The sequence below is a fragment of the Pelagibacterium limicola genome, assembly GCF_015694405.1.
GTDB classification, from domain to species: Bacteria; Pseudomonadota; Alphaproteobacteria; order Rhizobiales; family Devosiaceae; genus Pelagibacterium; species Pelagibacterium limicola.
Window position 1 is genome coordinate 61,436 of sequence record NZ_JADQDB010000012.1, and the last position, 22,720, is coordinate 84,155.

Here is a 22,720-nt window from a genome sequence, read left to right on the forward strand (position 1 = left end):
TTTGGCACAGCCCCTTGCCGGTGTTCGCATCGCCGATTTCAGCCATGTTATTGCTGGACCGCTCGCCACCCATTTCCTGTGCCTACTGGGCGCAGAAGTGATCAAGATCGAACCGCCCAGTGGCGATGTGTTGCGCAATTATACCCAGAATAAGCGGTTGCGGGGCATGGCAGAGCCGTTTATCGGCGCCAATGCTGGAAAAAAATCTGTCGTGCTCGATCTCAAGTCCGATTTCGGGAAACATGCGGCACGCAAACTGATCGAATCCTCGGACATCCTTGTCGAAAATTTCCGGCCCGGGGTCATCTCCCGGCTCGGGCTCGGCTATGAAGATCTAAGCCAGATCAATCCTCATCTCATCTTTTGTTCGATTTCGGGGTATGGGCAGTTCGGACCGATGCGCGATTATCCCGCCATCGACCAGATCATCCAGAGCGTATCGGGCCTGATGGGGCTTTCAGGCGAACCAGGATCCTCGCCGATGCGGGTGGGATTTCCCATAGTGGATACCTACAGCGCGCTTCTGGCCGCCTTCGCCATCCAGTCCGCTTATGTCCAACGCGAGCGCGACCCTGCGAGGGCCGGCCAGTATATCGACATGTCCATGCTCGATGCCTCGCTCGTCATGATGGCCTCAGTTATCAACCCGCTCGTGATATCGGGTACCGAGCCACGTCGAACGGGAAATCGTGGCTTTTCGCTTGCCCCCACAGCCGACACATTCGAAACGGCAGAGAACGCAGTGACCATTGGCGCCGTGCAACAGAACCAGTACGAGCGCTTGTGCATGGCGCTTGAACGCCCCGACCTTCTGAGTGACCCGCGTTTTTCCGACCCCGACGCCCGAATGGCGCACGACAAGGAACTTCAGGGTGAGCTGGCAAAGACATTTAAGACCCGCACCGCGCTCGAATGGGAGTCGATCCTTTCACAAGCCGGGGTTCCCGCTGGTGCGGTGAGACCGGTGAAAGATGTGCTCGAACTTGCCCAACTGGAAGGGCGCGGCCTCAAGCTGGAAATCGATGTTCCAAATCCCGCTGTTGGACGCACGTCCATCCTCAATGCAGGGTTTCGGTTCGCCCATGACGGTCCGGGTGTTTCTGCCCCGCCCCCACTATTGGGCGAGCACACCGAGCAGATCCTGGCCGAACTGGGCCTCATGCCCTCATAGCCTCCGCTGGCAGCGGAATAACGCCGAGCGGCGCCGTGCTTCGCGATCTTCTTGGATGAACGAGCGTTCTCGTCAAATACACATCATTCGGCAAAAACCAGGGCCTCCCCTTTTTTACACTCACCGCCATTAGGGATGCGCGTTCGGCAACTAGGCCGATAGAGGGTCGGTCAGCGAACTGTCGAGCGCCGCACTGGTGTCCACGGGGAAATGCTGAGGCGGATTCGAGTCTGACTGGTTCTAGTTAGGACGACGCCGTTCCGTTGCCGACGTCCTTGCGGTCGCTCTTGCCCAATAGGCGAAATGCCACGGCCTTCCATTCACTGTGGCGGCACTGGCCGCACGCATTGCATTCGAAAGAGATCTATCTGGGAGGAGTTAACTGGTCCCGCGAGGTCCAATATGGTCAGGAGCCACTGTGCCGCCTTTCCGGCTTGTCGCATAGCGCGGCAAATTGTCGTGAACTTCAAACCATGCCAGCTTTTCGCTTTCGAAAACATGACATGTCGGTTCTACGCTATTTGGGTCTAACAGACTGGCGGCATAAAGGTGAATCTCCCCTGGCATTTTCTCACTCTCATAGCTTAGCGGCGTACCGCAACTTGGGCAGAACCTCCGTACAACACCAGGCGACGACTCATATTTCGCAGGCTGACCACGCGAGAACGCGAAATTTGAAAATGGAACCGAAATCCATGTAGTCATCGGGGAGGAGGTGGCCCGTCGACACGTCTCGCAATGGCAGTTGATAATCCAATTTACAGAACCGTTATATTCAAACCCTATACATCCACAAAGGCATCTTCCCTCGACTTTACTCATGACAGCACTCACTCAAAGACGTACATTTTTTGTCAATTCAAATTCCACATGAAGCAGATTCATACTACCTTAAATCTCAATGAAAGGTATGCCTAGATTCGCACGGAAGCTTTCGACAGCAGGCATCAATAAGCCGTCCGGAAGCTATCCACGCTTGCGGGTGTTCCGCGAAGGATGTCTCGCCCCCTATGCAACGGCAAATCGGACGTCGAAACGCTCACCCGGTTCTGGGACGACACTCGACTAGCTGACGTTAAGGAACCGGACTCATGTTGGTCGTTCAGCCAGATCTCCAGCATGTGCGAAAACGGCCACTGTTTTGGAGCATACTGATTGGTCGTTTTCGTCCTTGCCTTTAATAGAAACTCCCATTTGGCGGCCCGGTGAGCTCGGCGAATCAGCATATCGTCAGTCGCGATCGCGCCAGGCAAGCAAGCGGAGCGCATTGAACACGACGATCAGGGTCGATCCCTCATGGAGCGCCACTGCGGGACCAATGCCGAGCCCGAAGATGGTCGCCGGCACCAGCAGGGCGACAACGCCGAGGCTGATGAAGACGTTCTGACGGATGATGGCGCGGGTATGCCTGCTCAGACCCACCGCGAAAGGCAAATGCCGCAGGTCATCGGCCATCAGCGCGACATCCGCCGTCTCCAGCGCCAGGTCGGAGCCCGCCGCGCCCATGGCGATACCAACGGTGGCGTTGGCCATGGCGGGGGCGTCGTTCACCCCGTCGCCGACCATCGCGACCGGGCCCTCATTGCGAAGCTTGCGGATTGCGGCCACCTTGTCCTCGGGCATAAGGTCGCCCCAGGCCTCGTCGAGACCGACATCCACCGCAATTGCCTTAGCAACGGTGTGGTTGTCGCCCGAGATCATGATCATGCGCGTGATCCCGAGGGAACGTAGGCGCTGGAGCGTCGCGCGCGCGGCGGGACGCGGCGTATCCATCAGCCCGATGACCCCGAGGTCCCGCCCTCCGTGACGGACCGCCATTATCGTACGCCCGGCCTCGCCCAGTCTTGCGACGGCGTCGGCCACGGACTTGTCGAGCGGTGCGACACCGTGCATTCCGAACATGTCGGCGTTGCCGATCCAGACGGGTGTAGCATCGAGCATCGCGGTCACACCACGCCCCGTCAGGCTCTTGAGTTCATGTGCTTCGGATATCTTGCGTCCTGCGAGCTTCTCGCGTCCGTCGCGCACAATCGCGGCGGCCAGAGGATGGTCACTGAGTTGCTCAACCGCGACGGCAACGGAGAGAAGTTCCTCCTCTGACACGCCCTGGGCAGGCACGATATCGGTGATGCGGGGGCGTCCTTCGGTGAGCGTGCCGGTCTTATCGAAGGCGATCGCGCTCAGCGATCCGAGGTTTTCAAGCGGCGCACCGCCCTTGATCAGCACGCCGCCGCGCGCTGCACGGGCAACACCCGACAGCACCGCGCTCGGGGTCGCTATGGCAAGCGCGCAGGGGCTCGCCGCCACCAGCACCGCCATGGCGCGATAGAAGCTGTCGGCGAACGGCTCGTCGATGAGCAGGGGGGCGAAAAGCAGGCCGACGGCGAGCGCCAGCACACAGGGCACAAAGATACGCTCGAACTTGTTTGTGAAGCGTTGGGTGGGCGACTTCTGCGTTTCCGCCTCGCTCACCAATTGCACGACCTTGGCAAGCGCGCTTTCGGATGAAAGGCGTGTCACCTCGACCTCGATCGCGCCCGCTCCGTTGATCGTTCCGGCGAACACGCACGAATCCGCATCGACCGAATTCGGCTGTGCACGGGCCGCGGCCGGGTCCTCGACCGGCCGCTTGTCGACGGGGATGCTTTCGCCGGTGACCGGAGCCTGATCGATGCTGGATGTACCCCGGACCAGAAAGCCGTCGGTGGCAAGCCGTTCGTTGGGACGAATGACGACTAGATCGCCAACAACAAGATCTTCGACGGGCACCTCGCGCGTCTCGCCATCGCGGCGCACGGTGGCCGTGCGTGGTGCAAGCTTGGCCAGGGCGTCGATCGCCTGGCGCGCCCGTCCCATGGCGTAATGTTCGAGCGCATGCCCGAGACTGAACAAGAACAGGAGCAGCGCGCCCTCCGCCCAGGCGCCGAGCGTTGCCGCGCCGGCGGCAGCGACCAGCATGAGCGTGTCGATCTCGAACTTCCGCATGCGGAGATTGTCGAACGCCTCGCGCAGCGTATAGAAGCCACCGAAGAAATAGGCGCCGACATACAGGGCCGTCGGCAGCCAGTCGGGGGCCAAAGCCGACAGTTTGTCGATGCCAAAGCCACCAACCAGCAGCGCGCCGCAAACGAGCGAGAAGATCAGTTCGGTGTTCGGCCCCAAAAGGCCGCCATGGGCATGCGAATGATCGTGAGTATCATGGTCGTGATCCGTACGAGCATCCTTGGTGGCCTTCTGGTGCGCTGCAGCCGACTTTTCGAGAGAAACCCCCATTTCTGCCAGCGCGTCGAGGATCGCCTGTTCCGACCCTTGCCTGCGGTCGAACTCGACCCGTACCAGACCGGCAGCATCGGCGTCCGCCTCCAGAACGCCCGGCAAGGTGCGCAGGCCATCGGCGACAGTACGCGCGCGGCGCTGATGGCCGATCCCATCGACTTTCCAGAGCAGATGCGCGAAACGCTTGGTGATAGCGGCACCGGCCGCCTGGACGATCTCGCGGATACGGGACAGGGGCAGTATGTCGGGATCATAGTGAATGCAGAGCTTCGCCTCCGCTGCGTCGTTGCCCGAGATCACATGCGCCTTCTCGACTCCTTCCCGTCCTTCCAGATCGGCGAACAAACGTCCCACGCAGGCATCCGAAGCATCGAGAACCTCCGGCAGCACGACCGGTATGTCGAGTTGAAGCGTCCGGGTCATCGAATCTCTTCCTGATGGCTGGATGGAGAGGGTGTGCCTCCTGAAGCTGTGCTACATCCTCTAGCCACCAGAGGAGCAAGGCAAAAATGCAGACACGAAGCTATGCCATCGGCGAAGCGGCAAAGGAGAGCGGCGTCAAGTTGCCGGCCATCCGCTACTATGAGGACATCGGGCTGTTGCCGAAGATCGCGCGCAGCGATGGCAACCGGCGCTTCTTCGAAGAGGCAGATATCAACCGACTCTCCTTCATCCGCCACGCGCGGGAACTCGGCTTCGACGTCGAGGCTATTCGCACATTGCTGCGACTGCAGGACGACCCCGATCAGTCCTGCGCGAGTGCCGACGCCATCGCCAGGGCGCAACTCGGCGACGTGGAGAAGCGGATCACAAGCCTCAACCTCCTCCGCGCGGAGCTGGAAAAGATGGTGCGGGACTGCGCCACCGGCCGCATCGGCGACTGTCGTGTCATCGAGACGCTGGCCGATCGCAGCCACGATCATGGTCGCCTCGTCGACCCCTTAACAAAGGGTGCTCACAGCTAGGCACGATTGCAACGGACTGGTGTTCGGGCCCCATACCGCAAAGGATCCTGTCGCCGCACCGCGGCATCAGTGAAGGTCTCGAAGAAACCCAGTTCGGCATAGCCGGCCTTGTTGACCAGCACGTCGATCGCGCCGAACCGCTCGAAGGTCTGGGCGGCAACTGAGTGCGCGGCGACGGGGTCGGTGATGTCGAGCGCGCAGATGCCGCCCCTTTACAATCGTTCATTCACATTTCGAAATTTTTCAGGAGCTACAACAAAATAAGCGGGCGCTAGCCCTGCCCTTCCCTCGCACTTCCGATGAGGCGGCCAAGGAGTTTCCGAGCACGCGCTTTCATAGCGGGGCTGCCGGTTTGGAGAGTATCTGCCAGCACTTCCTTCAGTCGTCCGCGATGGGCTGGATCGTCCTGCACAAGCTCCGCTAACGCCTGCATGGCGAAGACCTTCACAATCTTGCTGGTGTCGTTCAGGTAATCGAACATGGTCCGAACCGCCGCCCGGCGCTCGGCGGGGCCGAGTGGCAGGCGCGGAAGCATCTGCGCCAGATGCCAGCGCACCTCCTGCTGGGTGGCGCTCGCCGCAAGTTCGAGCAGTGTCTTCTTATGCGGCCAAAGCCATTCGGGATGGATCGCCGATACTTTTTCGGCAACGTCCGCACACCGCATCCGAATAAGGGGATCGGCAGCAGACAGGCCGTTAACGATCTCAGCCAGTTTTGCCGGATTTGACAGTACCTGCTGAGTCACGAGCCCGGCATTGCCGATCGACCGACGATCGCCACCCGCCAATTGATTGAGAAACGCGCTCATGCCCGCTCTGCGGAGCCGACAGATGCTCCCTTCGCCGCGGCTCCGATGCCCCACGCGACGATTGGGATGAGGAGATAGCGCCGCCCAACCTCGTTGAGACAAAGCAGGAATGGCATTTCAAGAACGTCACAAGCACGCCGAGGTCGAGAACGAGTTTGACTGCGCGCCAGTGGAGCCTCAGCGCCAATCTAGATACGGACCAGGCGACGATACGGCGCAATGCCACCGCAAGCAACACCACGCCGACTAGACCCCAAATTACATCCATGATTGACTTGACATAGGCTATGAAACGACCAGCCGGCATGTACGGTCAAATAAGGGAATGGAAGCCAGGATCGGACGAACCCTGTCAAGAAACCCAGCAAGGCCGTGCGAAGTGCCACTACGCCACGCACGGTACCGCTCCATTTTTGATAGGGCGTGGCCGCAAGATGCTCGACATCGGAAATCGGCAGCGGGGACTTTGATCTCTATCAACGCGCTCCGTCCTCGTAGCAAAGACTCTTGTCACAACCCTGGCTGGCTTCGCCTCTGTCCGCAGCAGGTTACCCCTTGACTCAAGGTCGCTACGCGTCGGCGCCATCGCACAATGGATACAATCGATGCCCTCCTCGACGGAGCGCATCGAAATGGATTTCTCGCTCAATTGGTAGCAGCAGATCCTCCTCCCAAAGCCGTGCCGACCACCGATTCACGGCAACGCGAACGTTGAGTTGGACCGCCGACCTACTCGGCGCGCGAAGAAGGCGGCAAAGCTAGCGGAAGCACTTAATCGCCCCCTCTAAAGACCGGAGGCGGCCAAGGCCTTGCGCATGCCGATTGCGAAGTTTGTGCAGATACCAGGACCGGAACGCGGGGAAATCTAAATCACGCTGCACGGCGAACCGAGCACGATCCTAGACTGGATGGAAGGCCAAGCCGTTGGACCGGTACCAAAAAACAGACACCCCCGGAGGGCATTCCTCGGGAGTGTCGGTATCATTGGTTGCGGGGGCAGGATTTGAACCTGCGACCTTCAGGTTATGAGCCTGACGAGCTACCGGGCTGCTCCACCCCGCGTCAATGTCGCTAAACTGTGGCTCTTGGGCGAACCGCTTGGACGGCTGCCTATATAGGGGGGGATTTCCGGTTTGGAAACCCCTCACGGCGCTCCGGGTGACATTTTTTTGACGCCCGTGGCATCGGCGGTTAAACAGAGCCACGCGCCGCGCTTCTGCGGCGAGCGACAGCAAAAAAGAGGCAGGACCAATGGAGAGGCGCGAACTGGGGCGCACCGGGATTTCCGTGACCCGGATATGTCTGGGCACGATGACTTGGGGCGAGCAGAACACCGAGGCCGACGCGTTCGCGCAGCTCGATTACGCGGTTGATCACGGCGTCAACTTCCTCGACACCGCCGAGCTCTATTCCACCCCGGGGCGCGCCGAAACCCAGGGATCCACCGAGCGCATCATTGGCAATTGGCTCAGCCAGCGCGGACGGCGGGACGATATCGTCATTGCCAGCAAGATCGCCGGGCCTGGAAATGCCTGGATTCGCGGCGGCGCCAAAATCGATGCGGAACAGATCGTAGTCGCGCTCGATCAAAACCTTGCGCGTCTCAAGTCCGATTATATCGATCTCTACCAGCTCCATTGGCCCAACCGCCGCCACTACAATTTCGACAAATCCTGGGAATTCGAGCCCTTTGGGCAGAACCGCGCCGAGATCGGGGACAACCTGCTCGAAGTGCTCGGCGCACTCCATGCGCAGGTTAAGGCCGGAAAAATCCGTGCCATCGGCGTGTCCAACGAGACGGCCTGGGGCTTGATGCAGTATCTGCAGCTCTCGGAAATCCACGGCCTTGTCCGCATGGCCTCAATCCAGAACGAATATAACCTCCTGCGCCGCCACTTTGATCTCGACCTTGCGGAAGTCAGCTATTTCGAGGACGTCTCGCTTCTGGCTTACTCCCCACTAGCCGCCGGAATGCTGAGCGGAAAATACCTCGACGGCGCAATGCCTGAAGGGACACGCGGTGCCTTGGGCAACATGTGGCGGCTCAATCCCAATTCGGATCAGGCAACCGCTGCCTATGTGTCGCTGGCGCGCAAGCATGAACTTGACCCCTGCCAGATGGCGCTTGCCTGGTGCCTTTCACGACCCTTCATGACCTCGATCATCATCGGTGCCACCAATATGGAACAGCTTCGGTCAGATATCGGCTCGATTGACGTAGTCCTCCCCGGCGAAGTGGTGGAAGGCATAGATGCCATCCACCGCCGCTTCCCGCGAACGGTCTGAAGCGCCCCGGGCATAAACCCGCCCAAGACCCAAGCCACTCTTCGGCCAAGCCCAAGCCGGATGCTCTCAACGTCGTTCGAGCAATGACCAATTGACTGAAAAAGTCATTGCATGTATATCGCGACGATGGCACGCCATTTTTCAAATGCCGAACGCGAGACCATCCGGACGCAATTGTTGGCCGCCGGGCTGGAGCGCTTCACGCGACACGGCTTGCGGGGCCTCCGGATCGAGGATGTCTGCCGCGATATCGGCATCGCAAAGGGGAGCTTTTACAGCTTCTTTCCCCACAAGGAGGCGCTGTTTCTCGCTATCGCCGATGACCGCGACCAGGCGCACAAGGCAGAAATTCTCTCAACGCTGGAGCGCACCACCGGCACGGCTTCAGAGCGCGCCGTCCGGTTTTTCGATTTGATGGTGGAAAAGCTCCGATCCGATCCGCTTATCGCCATTGTCTCCGTCCCCGAGGATCTCGCCGCCATTATGCGCAGAATGCCACCCGAACGCGTTGCCCACGAAGCGGAAAAGGACGAGGTCTTCATGCTCGCCTTTTGCGAAAACTTGCGCACCCAGGGCTTGGGAACGGTGCCGGATGCCCGAGCGATTACCGGCATCCTAGGGCTACTGGTTTCGCTCGTTCTTCAAAAAGCCCTGATGAGCGAGGACATGTTCGAGATCAGCGTCGCGCTATTGCGCGAACTGTTCGTCCTCAAGGTGACGGGGCAGGCTTCATGATCGAAGTCGAGAATTTAGGCTTCACGTATGTTGCCGCGGCGTCACCCGCGCTCGCCGGACTGAGCTTTTCCGTAAAACCGGGCAGCGTATATGGCCTCCTGGGCCCATCGGGTGCCGGAAAATCGACGACTCAGAAGATCCTGATGGGGCTGTTGGCCGGCTATTCCGGTGTCGCCCGGGTTTTCGGCACGAGCCCCGGCGCAGGGGGACGCGGTTTCTATCAGCGCATCGGAGTCGGGTTCGAACTGCCCGCGCTCTTCCTGAGGCTTACCGCGCGGGAAAATCTCGCGCTCTTCGCCGCCCTTTACCAGTCGGCCCCGTTAACGCCGATGGAGGCGCTTGCCGCGGTCGATCTTGCCGACGCCGCCGACATGCGCGTGGAAGCCTTTTCCAAAGGCATGAAAATGCGGCTCAATCTCTGCCGTGCCCTTCTAAACGACCCGGAACTGCTCTTTCTGGATGAACCGACTTCCGGCCAGGATCCCGCCCGCGCCCGGCAGACGCGGCAGTTGATCGCGGGCCTCCGCGAGCTAGGCAAGACCGTTTTCCTGACCACGCACAATATGGGCGAAGCCGCCGAAATCTGCGACCAAGTGGGTTTTCTGGTTGGTGGCAAAATCGCCGTCGAAGGAAAGCCATTCGACCTGATGCGGCAGTACGGCCAGCGTCAGGTGGAGGTAGTTATCGATGTCAGGGGGAAGACGGCCAAACAAACGTTTCCCATCGAAGGCGTTGGCACAAACCCGCAGTTCCTCGAACTGATCGCTAGCCCGCACCTTGTGTCCATCCGAACGCTTGAGGCCACGCTGGATGATGTGTTCATTGCCGTGGCGGGGGCGAAGCAATGAGCGTTAAGGCCCTCATTCTCAACGATATGCGTCTCCAGTGGCGTTACGGAATCCACGCCGCCTATAGCGTTGTGATCCTCCTCTACTGCCTTGCGTTCGCTTTTGGGGGCCGGATGGTTCCCGATTGGCTGGTAGGAGCGCTGATCTATTCCGATCCTTCGGTCTTGGGCTATTTCTTTCTGGGCGGCGTGATGTTGCTCGAAAAGGGAGAGGGCGTACGGGCAGCGCTTGCGGTGGCGCCGGTGTCGGCCCAGGACTACCTTCTGGGCAAGGTTGTGACGCTGACGACAATTGCCCTCGTTGCGGTGCTGGCAATGGGCCTTGCCAAATCGGGACCCGTAAACTGGCTCGTGCTGTTGCTCGCCGTCGCCCTTACATCCATATTCTTCGTCGCTCTAGGCGCCGTCATCGCCCTGCACTTCAAGACGGTCAATGGCTATCTCTTGGGCTCTGCCGGGCTTCTCACCCCCATTATCCTCCCCGCCGCCGCCGCCTTCCTCGGTCCGATGCCGCCAATCCTGGGCCTTGTGCCCACAATCGCCCAGCCCAGGCTCGTCCTTGTCTCGCTGGGCTTTGGAACGGCGAGCGCGGTCGACATCATATTCATGCTGGCGGTATGCGCAGCGTCCGCCACGGGCGCCTTCCTCTGGGCTCGCGACCGACTTGCATCCGAGCTGGGTCGAAAATGAGCTCAATTGCACCCTTTGCTGCGCTCGCCCGGGCTGATTTCGCTAATATCGCGCGAGACCCGCTTCTGGCCGGTGGGGCGGTGATGTCGCTGCTCCCCGCTCTTCTCCTCGCCTTTTTTGGGCACGCTCTCGAAACCTTCGGGATCGACCAGTTTGGTTATGCAGGTTTTGCCCGCGCCGCCTCCGCATTTGCACTGATGCTGCCGCCTGCACTGCTCGGCTGGATCTTCGGCTTTCTGCTGATCGAGGATCGCGACGACGGCGTGCTCTTGGCGCTCGAGATCACCCCGCTCGGAAAAACCGGCTTCATTGCCTACAGGCTCGCCGCCGCTCTCTGTCTCACCCTTATCGTTCTGTTCGCGAGCCTACCACTGATACTGCCCGACGAATCGCCAGCTTTTGTGCTGGCGGTCGCGCTGGTCGCCGGGATGCATGCAATGACGACATGTCTATTCCTCGTCGGTTTTGCGGCCAATAAAGTCGAGGGACTAGCGCTCACCAAGCTCGTCAACATCGCGATGCTCGCTCCCCTGCTCTCCCTCGCCCCGGCGCCGTGGCGGTGGATCGGTGGGATTGTACCTCCGTTCTGGATCGGGGAGGCGCTGGGGCTGGGCGCGGACGCGCTTTCCTCTGCCGCCGCGCTTGGGCTCGGCGTCGGAACATCGGCAGCGCTCATAGCCGTACTGTATTTCAGGGCTCGCAAGCGGCTCGGCTAGCCCCATACCCGGTGAATAACCGCCCTCCGACGGTGCGGAGCATTTCCGTGGGCAAGGCAAATCATCTAGACTCATGGACGATGGGTAACGCACCACAAGGGACGCATCGTGATAGACGGGTTTTCGTTTTTCGCCTCAGTGCTACCGCTTATCGCCCTGTACGGCTACGGCTTCGCTGCGCGGCTTCTGGACCAGCGCCGCCCCTCCCTCTCGATGCTGATGAACGAACAGCGCATCAACTGGGTGATCCAGGCAACGCGCCGGGAAAGCCCTCTCGATGCGATCCTATCTGGCAACATCATGAGCGCCGTTTCCTTCTTCGCCTCGACCACCGCGCTTTTGATCCTTGCGCTGTTCACCGTCATCGGCCAGTTGCCGCAATTTGCCCCCGCGCTTTCGACCATCACCTTCGGGGCCCTCTACTCGGAAACCGATCTCCAGATTCACAACGTCGCGATGCTGGTGCTGTTCGTATCGGCCTTCCTCTCCTTTACGCTCTCGCTGCGCCAGTTCAATCATTTCTGCATCCTGATCGGCGCATCCGATCACACCAAGCAGACCCCGCCTGAGGAAATCCGCACAATCGCGCGTATCAACGCAATCGCGGCGCAGAATTTCAATGCAGGAATTCGCGGCTATTATTTCGCCATCCCCATGGTGGCATGGTTCGTTTCGAGCTGGGCAAGCATTGTCGTAGCGATCCTGACTATCGTCTTCCTGCTCTATCGGGAGTATTATTCCTACGCGCGCTGGCTGGTTTCGCGCATAACGCCCCATTGAGGACGATTCCGTGAAATCTCTCCTGCTCCTGGCTGCCCTGGTTCCGCTGGCCGCGATAACGCCCGCTGCGGCGCAGGAGGATGGATATACCCCGGAGGAAGACGCCGCCATGATCCGGTGTCTCGATGCGGCCCGTGCGGCGATTGACGCCAACGGAGAGTCGCAAAAATCGGGCACATCTGAACCGCAGCGCCTCGAAGACTGCATCGGCGCCGTTTCGGACCCCTGCATGGATACGCCCGAAGGCATGACCACCATGGGCATGTCCGAATGCATGGCGCGCGAGACGAAGTGGTGGGACATGCTGCTCAATACACATTACGCGGCGCTGCGCTCATCGCTCGACGAAGAAAGCTTTGCCGCTCTGCGCAAGGCTTAACGCTCATGGAGAGCTTACGCGAACAGCAATTGCGATTTCCAGTATACCTATTGGCGCGAGGGCACGATCCGTTCTCTCTTTGCATCGGGCTGCCGGCTCGATATGACAGCAAGGCGCGCAATTGAGCTCGAGGAATTTATTGGCTGGGGCCGGTAGGTTGCCGCCTGGAAGGGAAACACGATGAACACCGACATGAATCATCCCTGGTTCAACCCGCTCTGGCGCCGTATCCTCGTCGTCGCGATCTGTTTTGCCGTCGCGCTATGGGACCTTTCCAACGGCGAGTTCGTCTGGGCGCTGATTTTTGGCGGCATGGGCGGCTACGCGATCTACATTTTCTTCATCGCCTGGGGCAAAGATAAGCCCGGCAAGCCCGACGGCGAATAAGTCGGATGCGACAAAGCTGACATTGACAATCACATTTAAGCTCGTATGTATGACCCTAAAGGTCATCTTTTCGGTCTGCGGGCGTATCCATGCTGGTCTGCCAGTGTAACCTCATTAGCACCAGAGATATCGAGGACGTCGTCGTCGCAGTCCTCGACGAGGATCCCTGGCAGCTTGTGGTGCCCGCGCGCATCTACCGCGAATTGGGCAAGCGCGGGCAGTGTTGCGGCTGCGTGCCGAACCTTGTGGACATTATCTCAAAGGTCACCGAAACTTATCACCTCAGACTGGCTGGGAACGCCGCCAATATCGTAGACGTTCGGCTCAGGATGAAGAGTTTGCGCAAATCCACGCGCCAAGGAGGTGAAAGTGAAAGGCGACCAAAAGATCATCGAGCGGCTTAACGAGGCCCTGTTCCTCGAACTCGGTGCCGTCAATCAATACTGGGTCCATTACCGCCTGCTCGACGATTGGGGCTTCAAGCGCCTAGCGGCCAAGGAGCGCGCCGAGTCGATCGAGGAGATGCATCACGCCGACACGCTCATCCAGCGCATCATCTTCCTTGAAGGCCACCCCAACCTCCAACGTGTTGCGCCATTAAGGATTGGCCAGAACATCAAGGAAGTGCTCGAAGCGGATCTCGCCGGCGAATACGACGCGCGCGCCAACTACAAGGAATCGCGCGAAATCTGCAACGAGTTGGGTGACTACGTCTCCATGAAGCTCTTCGAAGAGTTGCTGGCCGACGAGGAAGGTCATATCGATTTCCTTGAAACCGAGCTCGGCCTGCTCGAGGAGATCGGCGCCGAAAAATACGGCCAGCTCAACGCCAAGCCTGCTGACGAGGCGGAGTAACCTCATCCCGCCCCCATGTGGAAACGCACGGGGGCTTTCCTTTTGCCGCCCCTCATCGTTGACCCCATGCGACAAGCGGGAAAATTTTGGGCCTGGAAACTGAAGAACCGCGCGATTTCTCTTTTCAGGGCCCGCGCTTGGCTGTAATGCGTTTCCCGACCTTTTTATGCCTAGCGGTCGGGTTCGTGCGCGGCGGTTCTGCCGTACTCGATTGGTGAAGCGGCGAAGGGAGTTGCCGTGCGTGAGAGACGCCCAAAAGGTTACTCCGGTTCATCGCACGGTTGTTCGTCACCGTCCTTTTGGTTCGCAAGGTGAAAGGATTCCCTTACCATGCATAAGCCCCTGCTCCTCGTCCTTCCGGTTGCACTGATGGCATCGAGCGCCCACGCGCAGACCGTCAATGTCTACAACTGGTCCGACTATATCGCCGAAGACACGCTGGAACGGTTCCAGGCTGAAACGGGCATTTCCGTCAATTACGACGTGTTCGATTCCAACGAGATCGTCGAAGCCAAGCTCCTTGCCGGCAATTCCGGCTACGACGTGGTCGTGCCCTCGGGCTTTTTCCTCGAGCGCCAGATCCCCATCGGTCTCTTCCAGCCGCTCGACAAGTCCAAGCTCCCCAACCTTGCCAATCTAGACCCCGCCATCGAAGCGATCGTGGCAGAGCACGATCCCGGCAACCAGTACGCGGTGACCTATATGTGGGGCACCACCGGCCTCGGCTATAACGTCAATGAGGTCATCGCCCGCGTCGGTGAAGACGGCCCGCTCGATAGCTGGGACCTGCTCTTTGACCCTGAAACCGCTGCCAAGCTGGCGGATTGCGGTATCTCCGTGCTCGATGCGCCGGTGGAAATGATTTCCGCCGCCCTCAACTATCTCGGTCTCGACGCCAATTCCGAAGATCAAGCCGATCTGGACCAGGCCGAAGCGCTTCTCGCCTCGGTCCGTCCCCATATCCGCATGTTCCACTCGTCCCAGTACATCTCGGACCTCGCCAATGGCGACATCTGCCTGGCGGTGGGATATTCGGGTGACGTGTTCATCGCCGCGGACCGCGCGGCCGAAGCAGATCGCGGGGTCGAGGTCGCCTACGTGATCCCCGAGGAGGGCGCGAGCCTCTGGTTCGACATGATGGCGATCCCTGCCGACGCGCCTAACCCAGACGCCGCCCACGCCTTCATCAACTTCATCCTCGAGCCGGAGATCGCTGCCGGCATCACCAATTACGTGTGGTACGCCAACCCGAACGCGGCAGCCGATGAATTCGTCGATCCCGAAATTCTCGAAGACCCCGCGATCTATCCGACGGACGAAGTGATGTCCAATCTATACCCGCTCAAGGCCAAGTCGCCGCAGTTCGACCGCCTCCTGACCCGCGCCTGGACGCGGATCAAGACCGGCCAATAGCGGTTCGTTTCACTCCCGGCGGGGCGCGGTTTCGCGCTCCGCCTTATCCTTTCTTTCGGGAACGGAGACCCCAACCGAATTGAAAAAGCCCCAGATCGCCGCCGATACGCGCCCGTGGCGCGACCCGGGTGCAAAGCCCTTTGTGCGCATCCGCAACGTCACCAAGACCTTCGGCGACGTCTATGCCGTCGACGACCTTTCGCTCGACATCTACAAGGGCGAGCTCTTCTGCCTTCTGGGCGGTTCCGGCTCGGGTAAATCGACTCTTTTGCGCATGATGGCCGGCTTTGAGACCGTGACCTCGGGCTCGATCGAGATCGACGGACAGGACATGGCCACCGTGCCGCCCTACGAGCGGCCGGTGAATATGATGTTCCAGTCATATGCGCTCTTCCCGCATATGACGGTGGAGAATAATATCGCCTATGGGCTGAAGCGTGGCGGAATGCCCAAGGGCGAGATCGCTGATCGCGTCGCCGAACTTCTAAAGCTTACCCGGCTCGAAAACTTCGCCCGCCGCAAGCCCCATCAGCTTTCCGGCGGCCAGCGCCAGCGTGTGGCGCTGGCCCGCGCGCTTGCTCGCCGCCCCAAGCTCTTGCTCCTGGATGAACCGCTGGGCGCGCTCGACAAGAAGCTGCGCGAAGAAACCCAGTACGAGTTGGTCAAGATTCAGGAGTCCTTGGGTGTCACCTTTGTCGTCGTAACCCACGATCAGGAGGAGGCAATGAGCCTTGCCACGCGCATCGGGGTGATGCGTGACGGCAAAATCGCCCAGATCGGCGAGCCCCAGGAAATTTACGAGTTTCCCAATTCCCGTTTCGTTGCGGACTTCATAGGCTCGGTCAATATCTTTGAGGGCGTCGTAACCGAGGACGAGGATGACCATATCCGCATCGCTTCTAGCGAAGCGGGCTGCGACATCTATGTCGGCCACGGCGTCGATTGCGCTCCCGAACAGATTCTCTGGTACGCCATCCGCCCTGAAAAGATGGTACTTACCCGGGAAAAACCCGAAGCCGACGCCAACGTCACGCACGGTCTGGTGCAGGACGTCGCCTATCTGGGCGATATGTCGGTCTTCCGCATCATGCTCGACAGCGGCAAGCGCATCCACGTCACGCAGACCAACTCGACACGCTATGACCTCGAAGCCATCAGCTGGGACGAGAAAGTCTACATCTCGTGGGCATCCGATGCGGGAGCCGTGCTGGTCTCATGAGCAGTTTGGCGGAGCCCCCGCGCCGGGTTTGGACCTTCATTGCCGAGAGGCTTGGCCGCTGGGGCATTAATGGCCGGGTAGCGGTTCTGCTTGCGCCGACGCTCTGGCTTGTTGTCTTTTTCGTCCTGCCCCTGCTGGTCGTCTTCAAAATCGCCCTCAGTGCCTTTGCGATGGGACGTCCGCCGTATTTGCCCATGTTCGAGTGGGGCGCCGATGAATCCCTATCGATCACGCTGCATTTCTCGAACTTCCTCTTCCTCCTGCGGGATACGCTTTACGTCAACGCCTACGTCAATTCGGTCCGTATCGCCGCGATCTCGACGGTAATGGCGCTGCTCATCGCCTTCCCGATGGCCTGGTATATCGCGCGCTCGGACGAGAAATACCGCAACCTCCTTTTGATGCTTGTCATCCTTCCGTTCTGGACCTCATTCCTTTTGCGCGTCTATGCCTGGATGGGTTTCCTCGGCCGCAACGGCGTCATCAACAACGTGTTGATGAGCCTTGGCATCATCGATCAGCCCCTCACCATGCTTCAGACCGAAGGCGCGGTCTTCGTGGGGATCGTCTATACCTACCTCCCCTTTATGGTGCTCCCGCTCTATACGACCCTGGTCAAACTCGACCAGAACCTGATCGAAGCCTCCTCGGACCTTGGCGCGAAGCCCTTTACGACCTTCTGGACGATCATTCTCCCGCTCTCAATGCCGGGCATCATTGCCGGCTCGATGCTGGTCTTCATCCCAGCCATCGGAGAATTCGTCATTCCTGCCCTGCTCGGGGGTGCTGAAACCCTGATGATCGGACGCGTGCTTTGGGATGAATTCTTCTCGAACCGCGATTGGCCCGTGGCCTCGGCGGTCGCAATCGTCATGCTGGTGATCCTCCTGGTACCAATCCTCCTGCTCAACCACGCCCAGAACGCCGTGGTGGAGAAAGACGCATGAAGCGCGGCCTCCTCGTCCCGGTTCTAACAGTTGCCGGATTTGCCTTTCTCTATCTGCCGATCATCTCCCTGATCGTCTTTTCCTTCAACGAAAGCCGCCTGGTGACGGTCTGGACGGGCTTTTCCCTGCGCTGGTATGCTGAGCTTTTCCAAGATTCCCAGATCGTTTCCGCGGCCATCCTCAGCCTCCAGATCGCCGCCGTCAGCGCCACCATCGCCACTGTGCTGGGTACGCTCGCCGGACTTGCTCTCACGCGCTTTGGCCGGTTCCGTGGCCGCACGGCCTTTGCCGGCATGGTTTCGGCCCCCCTGGTGATGCCTGAAGTCATAACCGGCCTCTCGCTGCTCCTGCTGTTCGTGGCCATGGAAGCGGCCTTCGGCTGGCCCTCGGGACGCGGTTTCACCACCATCGTCATCGCCCATTCCACCTTCTGTATGGCCTATGTTACCGTCGTCGTGCGCTCGCGCCTGCTCGACATGGACAAGTCTCTGGACGAAGCGGCCATGGATCTCGGCGCAACCCCTGTCCGCGTCTTCTTCGACATCACCCTGCCGATCATTTCGCCTGCCCTGATCTCGGGATGGCTTCTCGCCTTCACCCTCTCGCTCGACGATCTCGTCATTGCCAGTTTCGTCACCGGCCCCGGCGCCTCGACCCTGCCTATCGTCATCTTTTCAAAGATCCGCCTTGGCGTCTCCCCGGACGTCAATGCGCTCGCGACCATCATCATCGGCATCGTTGCCATAGGCGTCGTCGGCGCCACGCTGGTGGGAATGCGCCGCAGGCCAAGAGGCTGACCCGCTTGAGCGCGTATCCCGCAAAGGCAAGACCCGAGGTTTCCGCCCTGGGGTCCTCGCGCATCCGCGACATCGCCAATGCCGGCATGGGCCGGGACGATATCGTCCCCTTCTGGTTCGGCGAAAGCGATCTCGCTACGCCCGATTTCATACGCGAGGCTGCACAGCAGGCGTTGGCCGGCAGCCGGACCTTTTACACACACAATCTCGGCCTCATCGAACTGCGCGAGGCAATCGCGGCATACGCAACACGCTTGCACGGCATAACGCTTTCGCCACAAAGAGTCGCCGTCACCGGATCGGGTGTCTCTGCCCTGATGATCGCCGATCAGCTCCTCGTTTCGCCTGGTGACCGAGTGGTCGTCATGACCCCCATCTGGCCCAACATTGCCGAAGCCCCCCGCCTGCTCGGCGCGAGCGTGGTCCGCCATCCGCTCGAAATCAGCAACGGTCGCTGGACTTTGAATCTCGACAAGCTCCTACACGCCCTGACGCCCGATACAAGGCTCCTGATCCTCAACGCCCCCAACAATCCCACCGGCTTTACGCTCGACAGCGCCTCCCAGAGGACCATCCTCGAACACTGCCGCAAGCATGGCATCTGGCTGCTCGCCGACGACGTCTATGAACGCCTCGTCTTCGATGGTTCTGCCGCGGCCCCGACCTTTCTGGCCCATGCCGAGCCCGACGACCGCCTGATCGCGGTCAATTCCTTCTCCAAGGCCTGGCGGATGACCGGCTGGCGGCTCGGCTGGTTGACCCTTCCCACCGCCCTGATGCCCGATGTCGCAAAGGTCATTGAATACAATACCTCTTGCGTGCCAGCCTTCGTGCAGGCCGGTGGTATCGCCGCACTCAGCGATCCCCGAGGCGAGGAGGCGGTCAATAAGCTCAAGGCCGATCTCGACGCTGCCCGGACGCTGCTGCTCGACGGTTTGCAAGCTCTTGGGCGCATTGAAGTGCCGCGGGCCGATGGCGCCATGTACGCCTTCCTGCGGATAGAGGGGATGCCGGACGACATGGAGGTCGCAAAGGCGCTTGTTGCCCGGCATGGCCTCGGCCTTGCACCCGGCAGCGCCTTCGGACCGGAGGGCGAAGGCTGGCTGCGCTGGTGCTACGCGGCGCGTCCTGAAAAGCTAAGTCGGGGTCTTGAACGGTTGGAGCGTTTCCTCCAAACCGTCTGACGGTCAGGCGTCAAGTGCCCCGAGACTTGCAAAGAAATTGACGGTATCCTCCAGGACGGGCGCGCGCCAACGCAGCATGGCGCCGATGGACGTAACGATCTCCATATGACCGATCCCGTCATAATAGCGCTCGTCGACCGGCACATTGTGTTCGCGCAAACGCGCGGCCAGCGTTTCCGTGTTGATGGGTCTGACGATGGGATCGCCGAGCCCGGATGCGAGGAACATTGGCGGCGAGTTCTCATTGACGAGCCGCACCGGCTGGGTGCCCTCTGGATTGGCCGCGTAACCGAATGCTTCGCGCACCTCGTTATATTCGAAAGGATAAAAATCGTACGGCCCAGCCAGTCCGGCAATGCCGCGAATCTTGAGCGATACCCGCGCCTCGCGGAAGAATGCCGGATCGAGCCCGAGCATCACTGCGTTATAGGCACCCGCCGAATGCCCCGCCAGATAGAGCTTGTTCGCATCGCCGCCAAAGGCGCCGATATTGTCCTCGATCCATTTCGCCTGCACCGCGGCATCGTACAAAAACGCCGGATAGGTCACCTCCGGCACCAGCCGGTAATCGCCGATCACCGTCACGAACCCGCGCGAAGCGTAGGCGTGGCCGACGAAGTTGTAGTCGGCACGTTCCCCCCGGTTCCATCCCCCGCCATAAATGAACTGGAGCACCGGCGCCCGCCCCCGCGGATTGCGCGGCACATAAACGTCCAAAAGCCCGCGCGGCCCCCCTGCATAGGGAATGCCATCACCGAGCTTGAGCGATCCCGAATCCATTGCGGCGGGAACGTTGAACGGATCCATGAGCGAGACGGCGTGCGCTGCGCCGGGGGCCATCATGCCCCCGAACGCCAGCGCACCCATCGAGCCGAGAAAATGACGACGCGAAAGTGACATCCTGAACTTCGAATAGAGTGAGAAACAGTCGTTCAATATCGGCTTCTGCCTCACAATCACGACGAATTTTTGGCGCGATCCGGGCATCATGTGCCCAAAAGCTTAGCGCGCGTTAACTGGCGGACGAAGCATTTCGAACAGCCCGTTCACCTCGGCATAATCGCCGCGATATCCGCAACGCGCGATAGGGCCGGCCCTGGCGGTGTCGAACTGGCCCTCGTTGAGATATTCGCGGGCAATGTGCACCCGTACCGCCTGGCCGATCACCAGAGCGGATGCAAGCGCGTTACCATCAAGATCTGTAAGCGGCTTGATCTCCAGGAGCCTGCATTCCATTGCGGCAGGAGAAGCCGCCACGCGCGGCGGCGCGACAGCCTCCGACGCCACCTTTTCGAGCCCGGCCACAACGAATTCATCGACGTCGGCCGGGTACACGCCCGAAGAGAGGTTCATCGCCTCGGCCAGCGAGCGCGTGGCCAGATTGAAAACAAACTCGCCGGTCGCCGCGATATTTCTGATCGAATCCTTACATCCCTCACTGCCGAAGATGAGGATTGGCGGATTCGAATTGAACAGGTTGAAGAAGCTATAGGGCGCGAGATTGACCCGGCCATCGGAGTCGATGCTGGATATCCAGCCGATCGGCCGCGGTGCGACGATCGCCTTGGTCGGATCGTGCGGCAGTCCATGACCCTGCAGCGGATCGTAAGAATGATAGCGGGACAAATCTGGCTCCTGCGCATTGCTTGCCACAAGGGTTTAGCCTTCAGGTGCCCTGGTGGTAAACAATTGACTCTTGCGACAGGTTGGCCATCCGTGAAGAAAAACCAGGTGAGGGAGGATGTCATGTCACCGGCATTTGCGGTTTCGAGCTGGAGCCTGCATCGGACGATCGGATTGAGCTGGTGGGAGTCGCCCGACAAACCGGCACAGCGCACGGAAGCGTGGGGACGAGGCCGCGTCTCGATGCTGGACCTGCCCGCACAAATCGCTGCACATGGCTACGCCGCCATGCACCTCTGCCATTTCCACGTCGAAAGCCGGGACTCGGCTTGGCTCAAGGCGTTCTCCGCCGCGATGGCCGACGCAGGAGTGGCTCTATCCATGCTGCTGATCGATGATGGCGATATTACCCATCCCGAGCACCATGCTCGCGATCGGACCTGGATTGCCGGCTGGATTGAGACAGCCGCCATGCTCGGCGCACAATCTGCGCGCGTCATCGCCGGCAAGCAACCTCCGTCCTCCGATTCGCTTGCACTGAGCGCCGCCTCCCTCGGTTCGCTCGCCCGCGAAGGCAAGGCGCAAGGTGTCCGCATCGTCACCGAAAACTGGTTCGACCTGACGCCCGGCCCGGACGAAATCGACTATCTCCTCGACGAGGTAGGCTCCGATCTCGGTCTCCTCGCCGACTTCGGAAACTGGAAAGGCGCGGACAAATACCGGGGTCTGGAGAGGATCCTGGCACGCGCCGGGGACACACACGCCAAGGCGGATTTTTCTGCCGTCGGCATGGACGAGAACGACTACCGCCAATGCCTCGCCGCCTGCACGGCCTCCGGTTATCGAGGTCCCTTCACGCTGATCTATGACGGCCCTTCGGACGCTGAATGGGACGGCCTCGCCCTCGAACGTACCTTCATCGAGAAACACATGGCCTGACCCGCAAGGCGTCGGTCGATCAGGATGCCGAGCCAGGGAGTTGGAGCGGGCGTTGCGCGGCGCCCGCTCCTTGGCTCTTGCCGAGATGGCGGGAGTAAGCACTCTCACGCTTAAATCCTTGAGCGCGAAACGCAACGAGCCCCGTGTCCGGGCTTTGGGGGAAGAGGTTGCTATTCGTCTGGATCCGCGACATGAAGGTCAGCAAATCAGACAACGTGGTGATCCAATGAATCAAGGCGATAGATCGCACAATAAGATGGGCGCCGTTCACCTCGTCGGAGACCTGCACTGTGCGTCCCGGGAAGAGGCCGAAATCGTCCAGAAATTCCTTCCAGAGCATGTTCGATTGACGGTGTCAGAGCCAGGCTGCCTGTCCTTCCAGGTTGTACAAACCGAAGATCCTTTGATCTGGCGTGTGGAAGAGCGGTTCATCGATAAGCTTGCTTTTGAGGCGCATCAGGCTCGCACAAGGGCTTCGGCATGGGGTGTCGCGACCGCGTCCATCCGCCGCGAATACGAAATCCTGGAGGATAGCGGGAGCTGACCGGCGCTCAACTCAGGATCTTGATTGCGCCATTAGGGCGGAATCCTATCAGTCTGCATCGTATCCAGCGGCTGCGAAGTAGTTGGCGCACTCTTTGGGCGTGAAGGTTTGGACCAGTTTGCCAATTCTGTTCCAGAGCGCATCAACGGTTCGCTCTGC

General features: G+C 60.2%; 23 protein-coding genes, 1 tRNA gene and 2 pseudogenes. 18 read left to right on the forward strand and 8 right to left on the reverse strand.

The features are described from left to right. Nucleotide 1 precedes the first annotated feature (1 nt). Nucleotides 2-1,171, forward strand: a complete 1,170-nt coding sequence (locus I2G20_RS16995) for a CaiB/BaiF CoA transferase family protein (RefSeq protein WP_196260930.1) — start codon at nucleotides 2-4, stop codon at nucleotides 1,169-1,171. A gap of 378 nt (nucleotides 1,172-1,549) precedes the next feature. Here I2G20_RS16995 and I2G20_RS17565 read toward each other — a convergent pair whose 3' ends face one another. Together I2G20_RS17565 and I2G20_RS17005 are read right to left on the reverse strand one after the other, a co-directional pair. Further along, the gene (locus I2G20_RS17565) at nucleotides 1,550-1,993 is read right to left on the reverse strand and encodes a GFA family protein (protein ID WP_196260931.1); all 444 of its coding nucleotides are present in this window, start codon (nucleotides 1,991-1,993) and stop codon (nucleotides 1,550-1,552) included. 408 nt (nucleotides 1,994-2,401) lie between these two features. Continuing rightward, a complete protein-coding gene (locus tag I2G20_RS17005) occupies nucleotides 2,402-4,870 on the reverse strand; it encodes a heavy metal translocating P-type ATPase (RefSeq protein WP_196260932.1) in 2,469 nt (822 codons plus the stop codon). An 86-nt stretch (nucleotides 4,871-4,956) separates the two neighbouring features. Between I2G20_RS17005 and I2G20_RS17010 the strand changes: the two genes are divergently transcribed. Further along, nucleotides 4,957-5,412, forward strand: a complete 456-nt coding sequence (locus I2G20_RS17010; protein ID WP_196260933.1) for a MerR family transcriptional regulator — start codon at nucleotides 4,957-4,959, stop codon at nucleotides 5,410-5,412. Here I2G20_RS17010 and I2G20_RS17345 read toward each other — a convergent pair. The 3 genes from I2G20_RS17345 to I2G20_RS17025 all read right to left on the reverse strand — a co-directional run bounded on the left by I2G20_RS17345 (nucleotide 5,409) and on the right by I2G20_RS17025 (nucleotide 7,282). After that, on the reverse strand, nucleotides 5,409-5,615 hold the full coding sequence (locus I2G20_RS17345; protein ID WP_343070365.1) for an SDR family NAD(P)-dependent oxidoreductase: 207 nt from the start codon (nucleotides 5,613-5,615) through the stop codon (nucleotides 5,409-5,411). The two genes, I2G20_RS17010 and I2G20_RS17345, sit on opposite strands and share 4 nt — an antisense overlap. A 68-nt stretch (nucleotides 5,616-5,683) precedes the next feature. Continuing rightward, nucleotides 5,684-6,220: a hypothetical protein gene (locus I2G20_RS17020; protein WP_196260934.1), complete on the reverse strand. Its 537-nt coding sequence runs from the start codon at nucleotides 6,218-6,220 to the stop codon at nucleotides 5,684-5,686. A gap of 985 nt (nucleotides 6,221-7,205) precedes the next feature. Beyond that, nucleotides 7,206-7,282, reverse strand: a tRNA-Met gene (locus I2G20_RS17025). A gap of 189 nt (nucleotides 7,283-7,471) precedes the next feature. On the opposite strand from I2G20_RS17025, the gene I2G20_RS17030 reads away from it, so the two are divergent. The 14 genes and pseudogenes from I2G20_RS17030 (at nucleotide 7,472) to I2G20_RS17100 (ending at nucleotide 19,455) form a co-directional block, all read left to right on the forward strand. Beyond that, nucleotides 7,472-8,506 carry an aldo/keto reductase gene (locus tag I2G20_RS17030; RefSeq protein ID WP_196260935.1) on the forward strand — a complete coding sequence of 345 codons (1,035 nt, stop codon included), beginning with the start codon at nucleotides 7,472-7,474 and terminating at the stop codon, nucleotides 8,504-8,506. A gap of 111 nt (nucleotides 8,507-8,617) precedes the next feature. Beyond that, the gene (locus tag I2G20_RS17035) at nucleotides 8,618-9,241 is read left to right on the forward strand and encodes a TetR/AcrR family transcriptional regulator (RefSeq protein ID WP_196260936.1); all 624 of its coding nucleotides are present in this window, start codon (nucleotides 8,618-8,620) and stop codon (nucleotides 9,239-9,241) included. Next, nucleotides 9,238-10,089, forward strand: a complete 852-nt coding sequence (locus I2G20_RS17040) for an ABC transporter ATP-binding protein (RefSeq protein ID WP_196260937.1) — start codon at nucleotides 9,238-9,240, stop codon at nucleotides 10,087-10,089. The genes I2G20_RS17035 and I2G20_RS17040 overlap by 4 nt, the downstream gene beginning before the upstream one ends. Further along, complete coding sequence (locus tag I2G20_RS17045) at nucleotides 10,086-10,778, forward strand: fluoroquinolone export ABC transporter permease subunit (protein ID WP_196260938.1); 693 nt, start codon at nucleotides 10,086-10,088, stop codon at nucleotides 10,776-10,778. The genes I2G20_RS17040 and I2G20_RS17045 overlap by 4 nt, the downstream gene beginning before the upstream one ends. Beyond that, nucleotides 10,775-11,494 (forward strand): hypothetical protein, encoded by a 720-nt coding sequence (locus tag I2G20_RS17050; protein ID WP_196260939.1) that lies wholly within the window; start codon nucleotides 10,775-10,777, stop codon nucleotides 11,492-11,494. The genes I2G20_RS17045 and I2G20_RS17050 overlap by 4 nt, the downstream gene beginning before the upstream one ends. A gap of 108 nt (nucleotides 11,495-11,602) precedes the next feature. Further along, nucleotides 11,603-12,274 carry a DUF599 domain-containing protein gene (locus I2G20_RS17055; RefSeq protein ID WP_343070363.1) on the forward strand — a complete coding sequence of 224 codons (672 nt, stop codon included), beginning with the start codon at nucleotides 11,603-11,605 and terminating at the stop codon, nucleotides 12,272-12,274. 109 nt (nucleotides 12,275-12,383) lie between these two features. Further along, nucleotides 12,384-12,809, forward strand: a pseudogene (locus I2G20_RS17505) (lysozyme inhibitor LprI family protein). Nucleotides 12,810-12,833: 24 nt separating this feature from the next. After that, nucleotides 12,834-13,040 carry a DUF3329 domain-containing protein gene (locus I2G20_RS17070; protein ID WP_196260940.1) on the forward strand — a complete coding sequence of 69 codons (207 nt, stop codon included), beginning with the start codon at nucleotides 12,834-12,836 and terminating at the stop codon, nucleotides 13,038-13,040. A gap of 369 nt (nucleotides 13,041-13,409) precedes the next feature. After that, nucleotides 13,410-13,895 (forward strand): bacterioferritin, encoded by a 486-nt coding sequence (bfr, locus tag I2G20_RS17075; protein ID WP_196260941.1) that lies wholly within the window; start codon nucleotides 13,410-13,412, stop codon nucleotides 13,893-13,895. Nucleotides 13,896-14,225: 330 nt separating this feature from the next. Further along, nucleotides 14,226-15,308 (forward strand): polyamine ABC transporter substrate-binding protein, encoded by a 1,083-nt coding sequence (locus I2G20_RS17080; RefSeq protein ID WP_196260942.1) that lies wholly within the window; start codon nucleotides 14,226-14,228, stop codon nucleotides 15,306-15,308. A gap of 79 nt (nucleotides 15,309-15,387) precedes the next feature. Continuing rightward, nucleotides 15,388-16,527 carry an ABC transporter ATP-binding protein gene (locus tag I2G20_RS17085; protein ID WP_196260943.1) on the forward strand — a complete coding sequence of 380 codons (1,140 nt, stop codon included), beginning with the start codon at nucleotides 15,388-15,390 and terminating at the stop codon, nucleotides 16,525-16,527. Beyond that, on the forward strand, nucleotides 16,524-17,474 hold the full coding sequence (locus I2G20_RS17090; protein WP_196260944.1) for an ABC transporter permease subunit: 951 nt from the start codon (nucleotides 16,524-16,526) through the stop codon (nucleotides 17,472-17,474). Before I2G20_RS17085 ends, I2G20_RS17090 begins: the two co-directional genes overlap by 4 nt. Further along, nucleotides 17,471-18,271 (forward strand): ABC transporter permease subunit, encoded by an 801-nt coding sequence (locus tag I2G20_RS17095; RefSeq protein ID WP_196260945.1) that lies wholly within the window; start codon nucleotides 17,471-17,473, stop codon nucleotides 18,269-18,271. The genes I2G20_RS17090 and I2G20_RS17095 overlap by 4 nt, the downstream gene beginning before the upstream one ends. Before the next feature lie 5 nt (nucleotides 18,272-18,276). Then, entirely contained in the window at nucleotides 18,277-19,455 is a 1,179-nt protein-coding gene (locus I2G20_RS17100) for a pyridoxal phosphate-dependent aminotransferase (protein WP_196260946.1), read from the forward strand. 3 nt (nucleotides 19,456-19,458) lie between these two features. Here I2G20_RS17100 and I2G20_RS17105 read toward each other — a convergent pair whose 3' ends face one another. After that, a complete protein-coding gene (locus I2G20_RS17105; RefSeq protein WP_246473163.1) occupies nucleotides 19,459-20,355 on the reverse strand; it encodes an alpha/beta hydrolase in 897 nt (298 codons plus the stop codon). Between the two features lie 102 nt (nucleotides 20,356-20,457). Beyond that, nucleotides 20,458-21,081 carry a flavin reductase family protein gene (locus I2G20_RS17110; protein ID WP_196260947.1) on the reverse strand — a complete coding sequence of 208 codons (624 nt, stop codon included), beginning with the start codon at nucleotides 21,079-21,081 and terminating at the stop codon, nucleotides 20,458-20,460. A 120-nt stretch (nucleotides 21,082-21,201) separates the two neighbouring features. Between I2G20_RS17110 and I2G20_RS17115 the strand changes: the two genes are divergently transcribed. Both I2G20_RS17115 and I2G20_RS17510 read left to right on the forward strand, forming a co-directional pair. After that, nucleotides 21,202-22,017, forward strand: a complete 816-nt coding sequence (locus I2G20_RS17115; protein ID WP_196260948.1) for a sugar phosphate isomerase/epimerase family protein — start codon at nucleotides 21,202-21,204, stop codon at nucleotides 22,015-22,017. 52 nt (nucleotides 22,018-22,069) lie between these two features. Next, entirely contained in the window at nucleotides 22,070-22,561 is a 492-nt protein-coding gene (locus I2G20_RS17510) for a putative quinol monooxygenase (protein WP_343070364.1), read from the forward strand. Nucleotides 22,562-22,609: 48 nt separating this feature from the next. Here I2G20_RS17510 and I2G20_RS17125 read toward each other — a convergent pair. After that, a pseudogene (locus tag I2G20_RS17125) lies at nucleotides 22,610-22,720 on the reverse strand (IS630 family transposase); the annotation flags it as partial.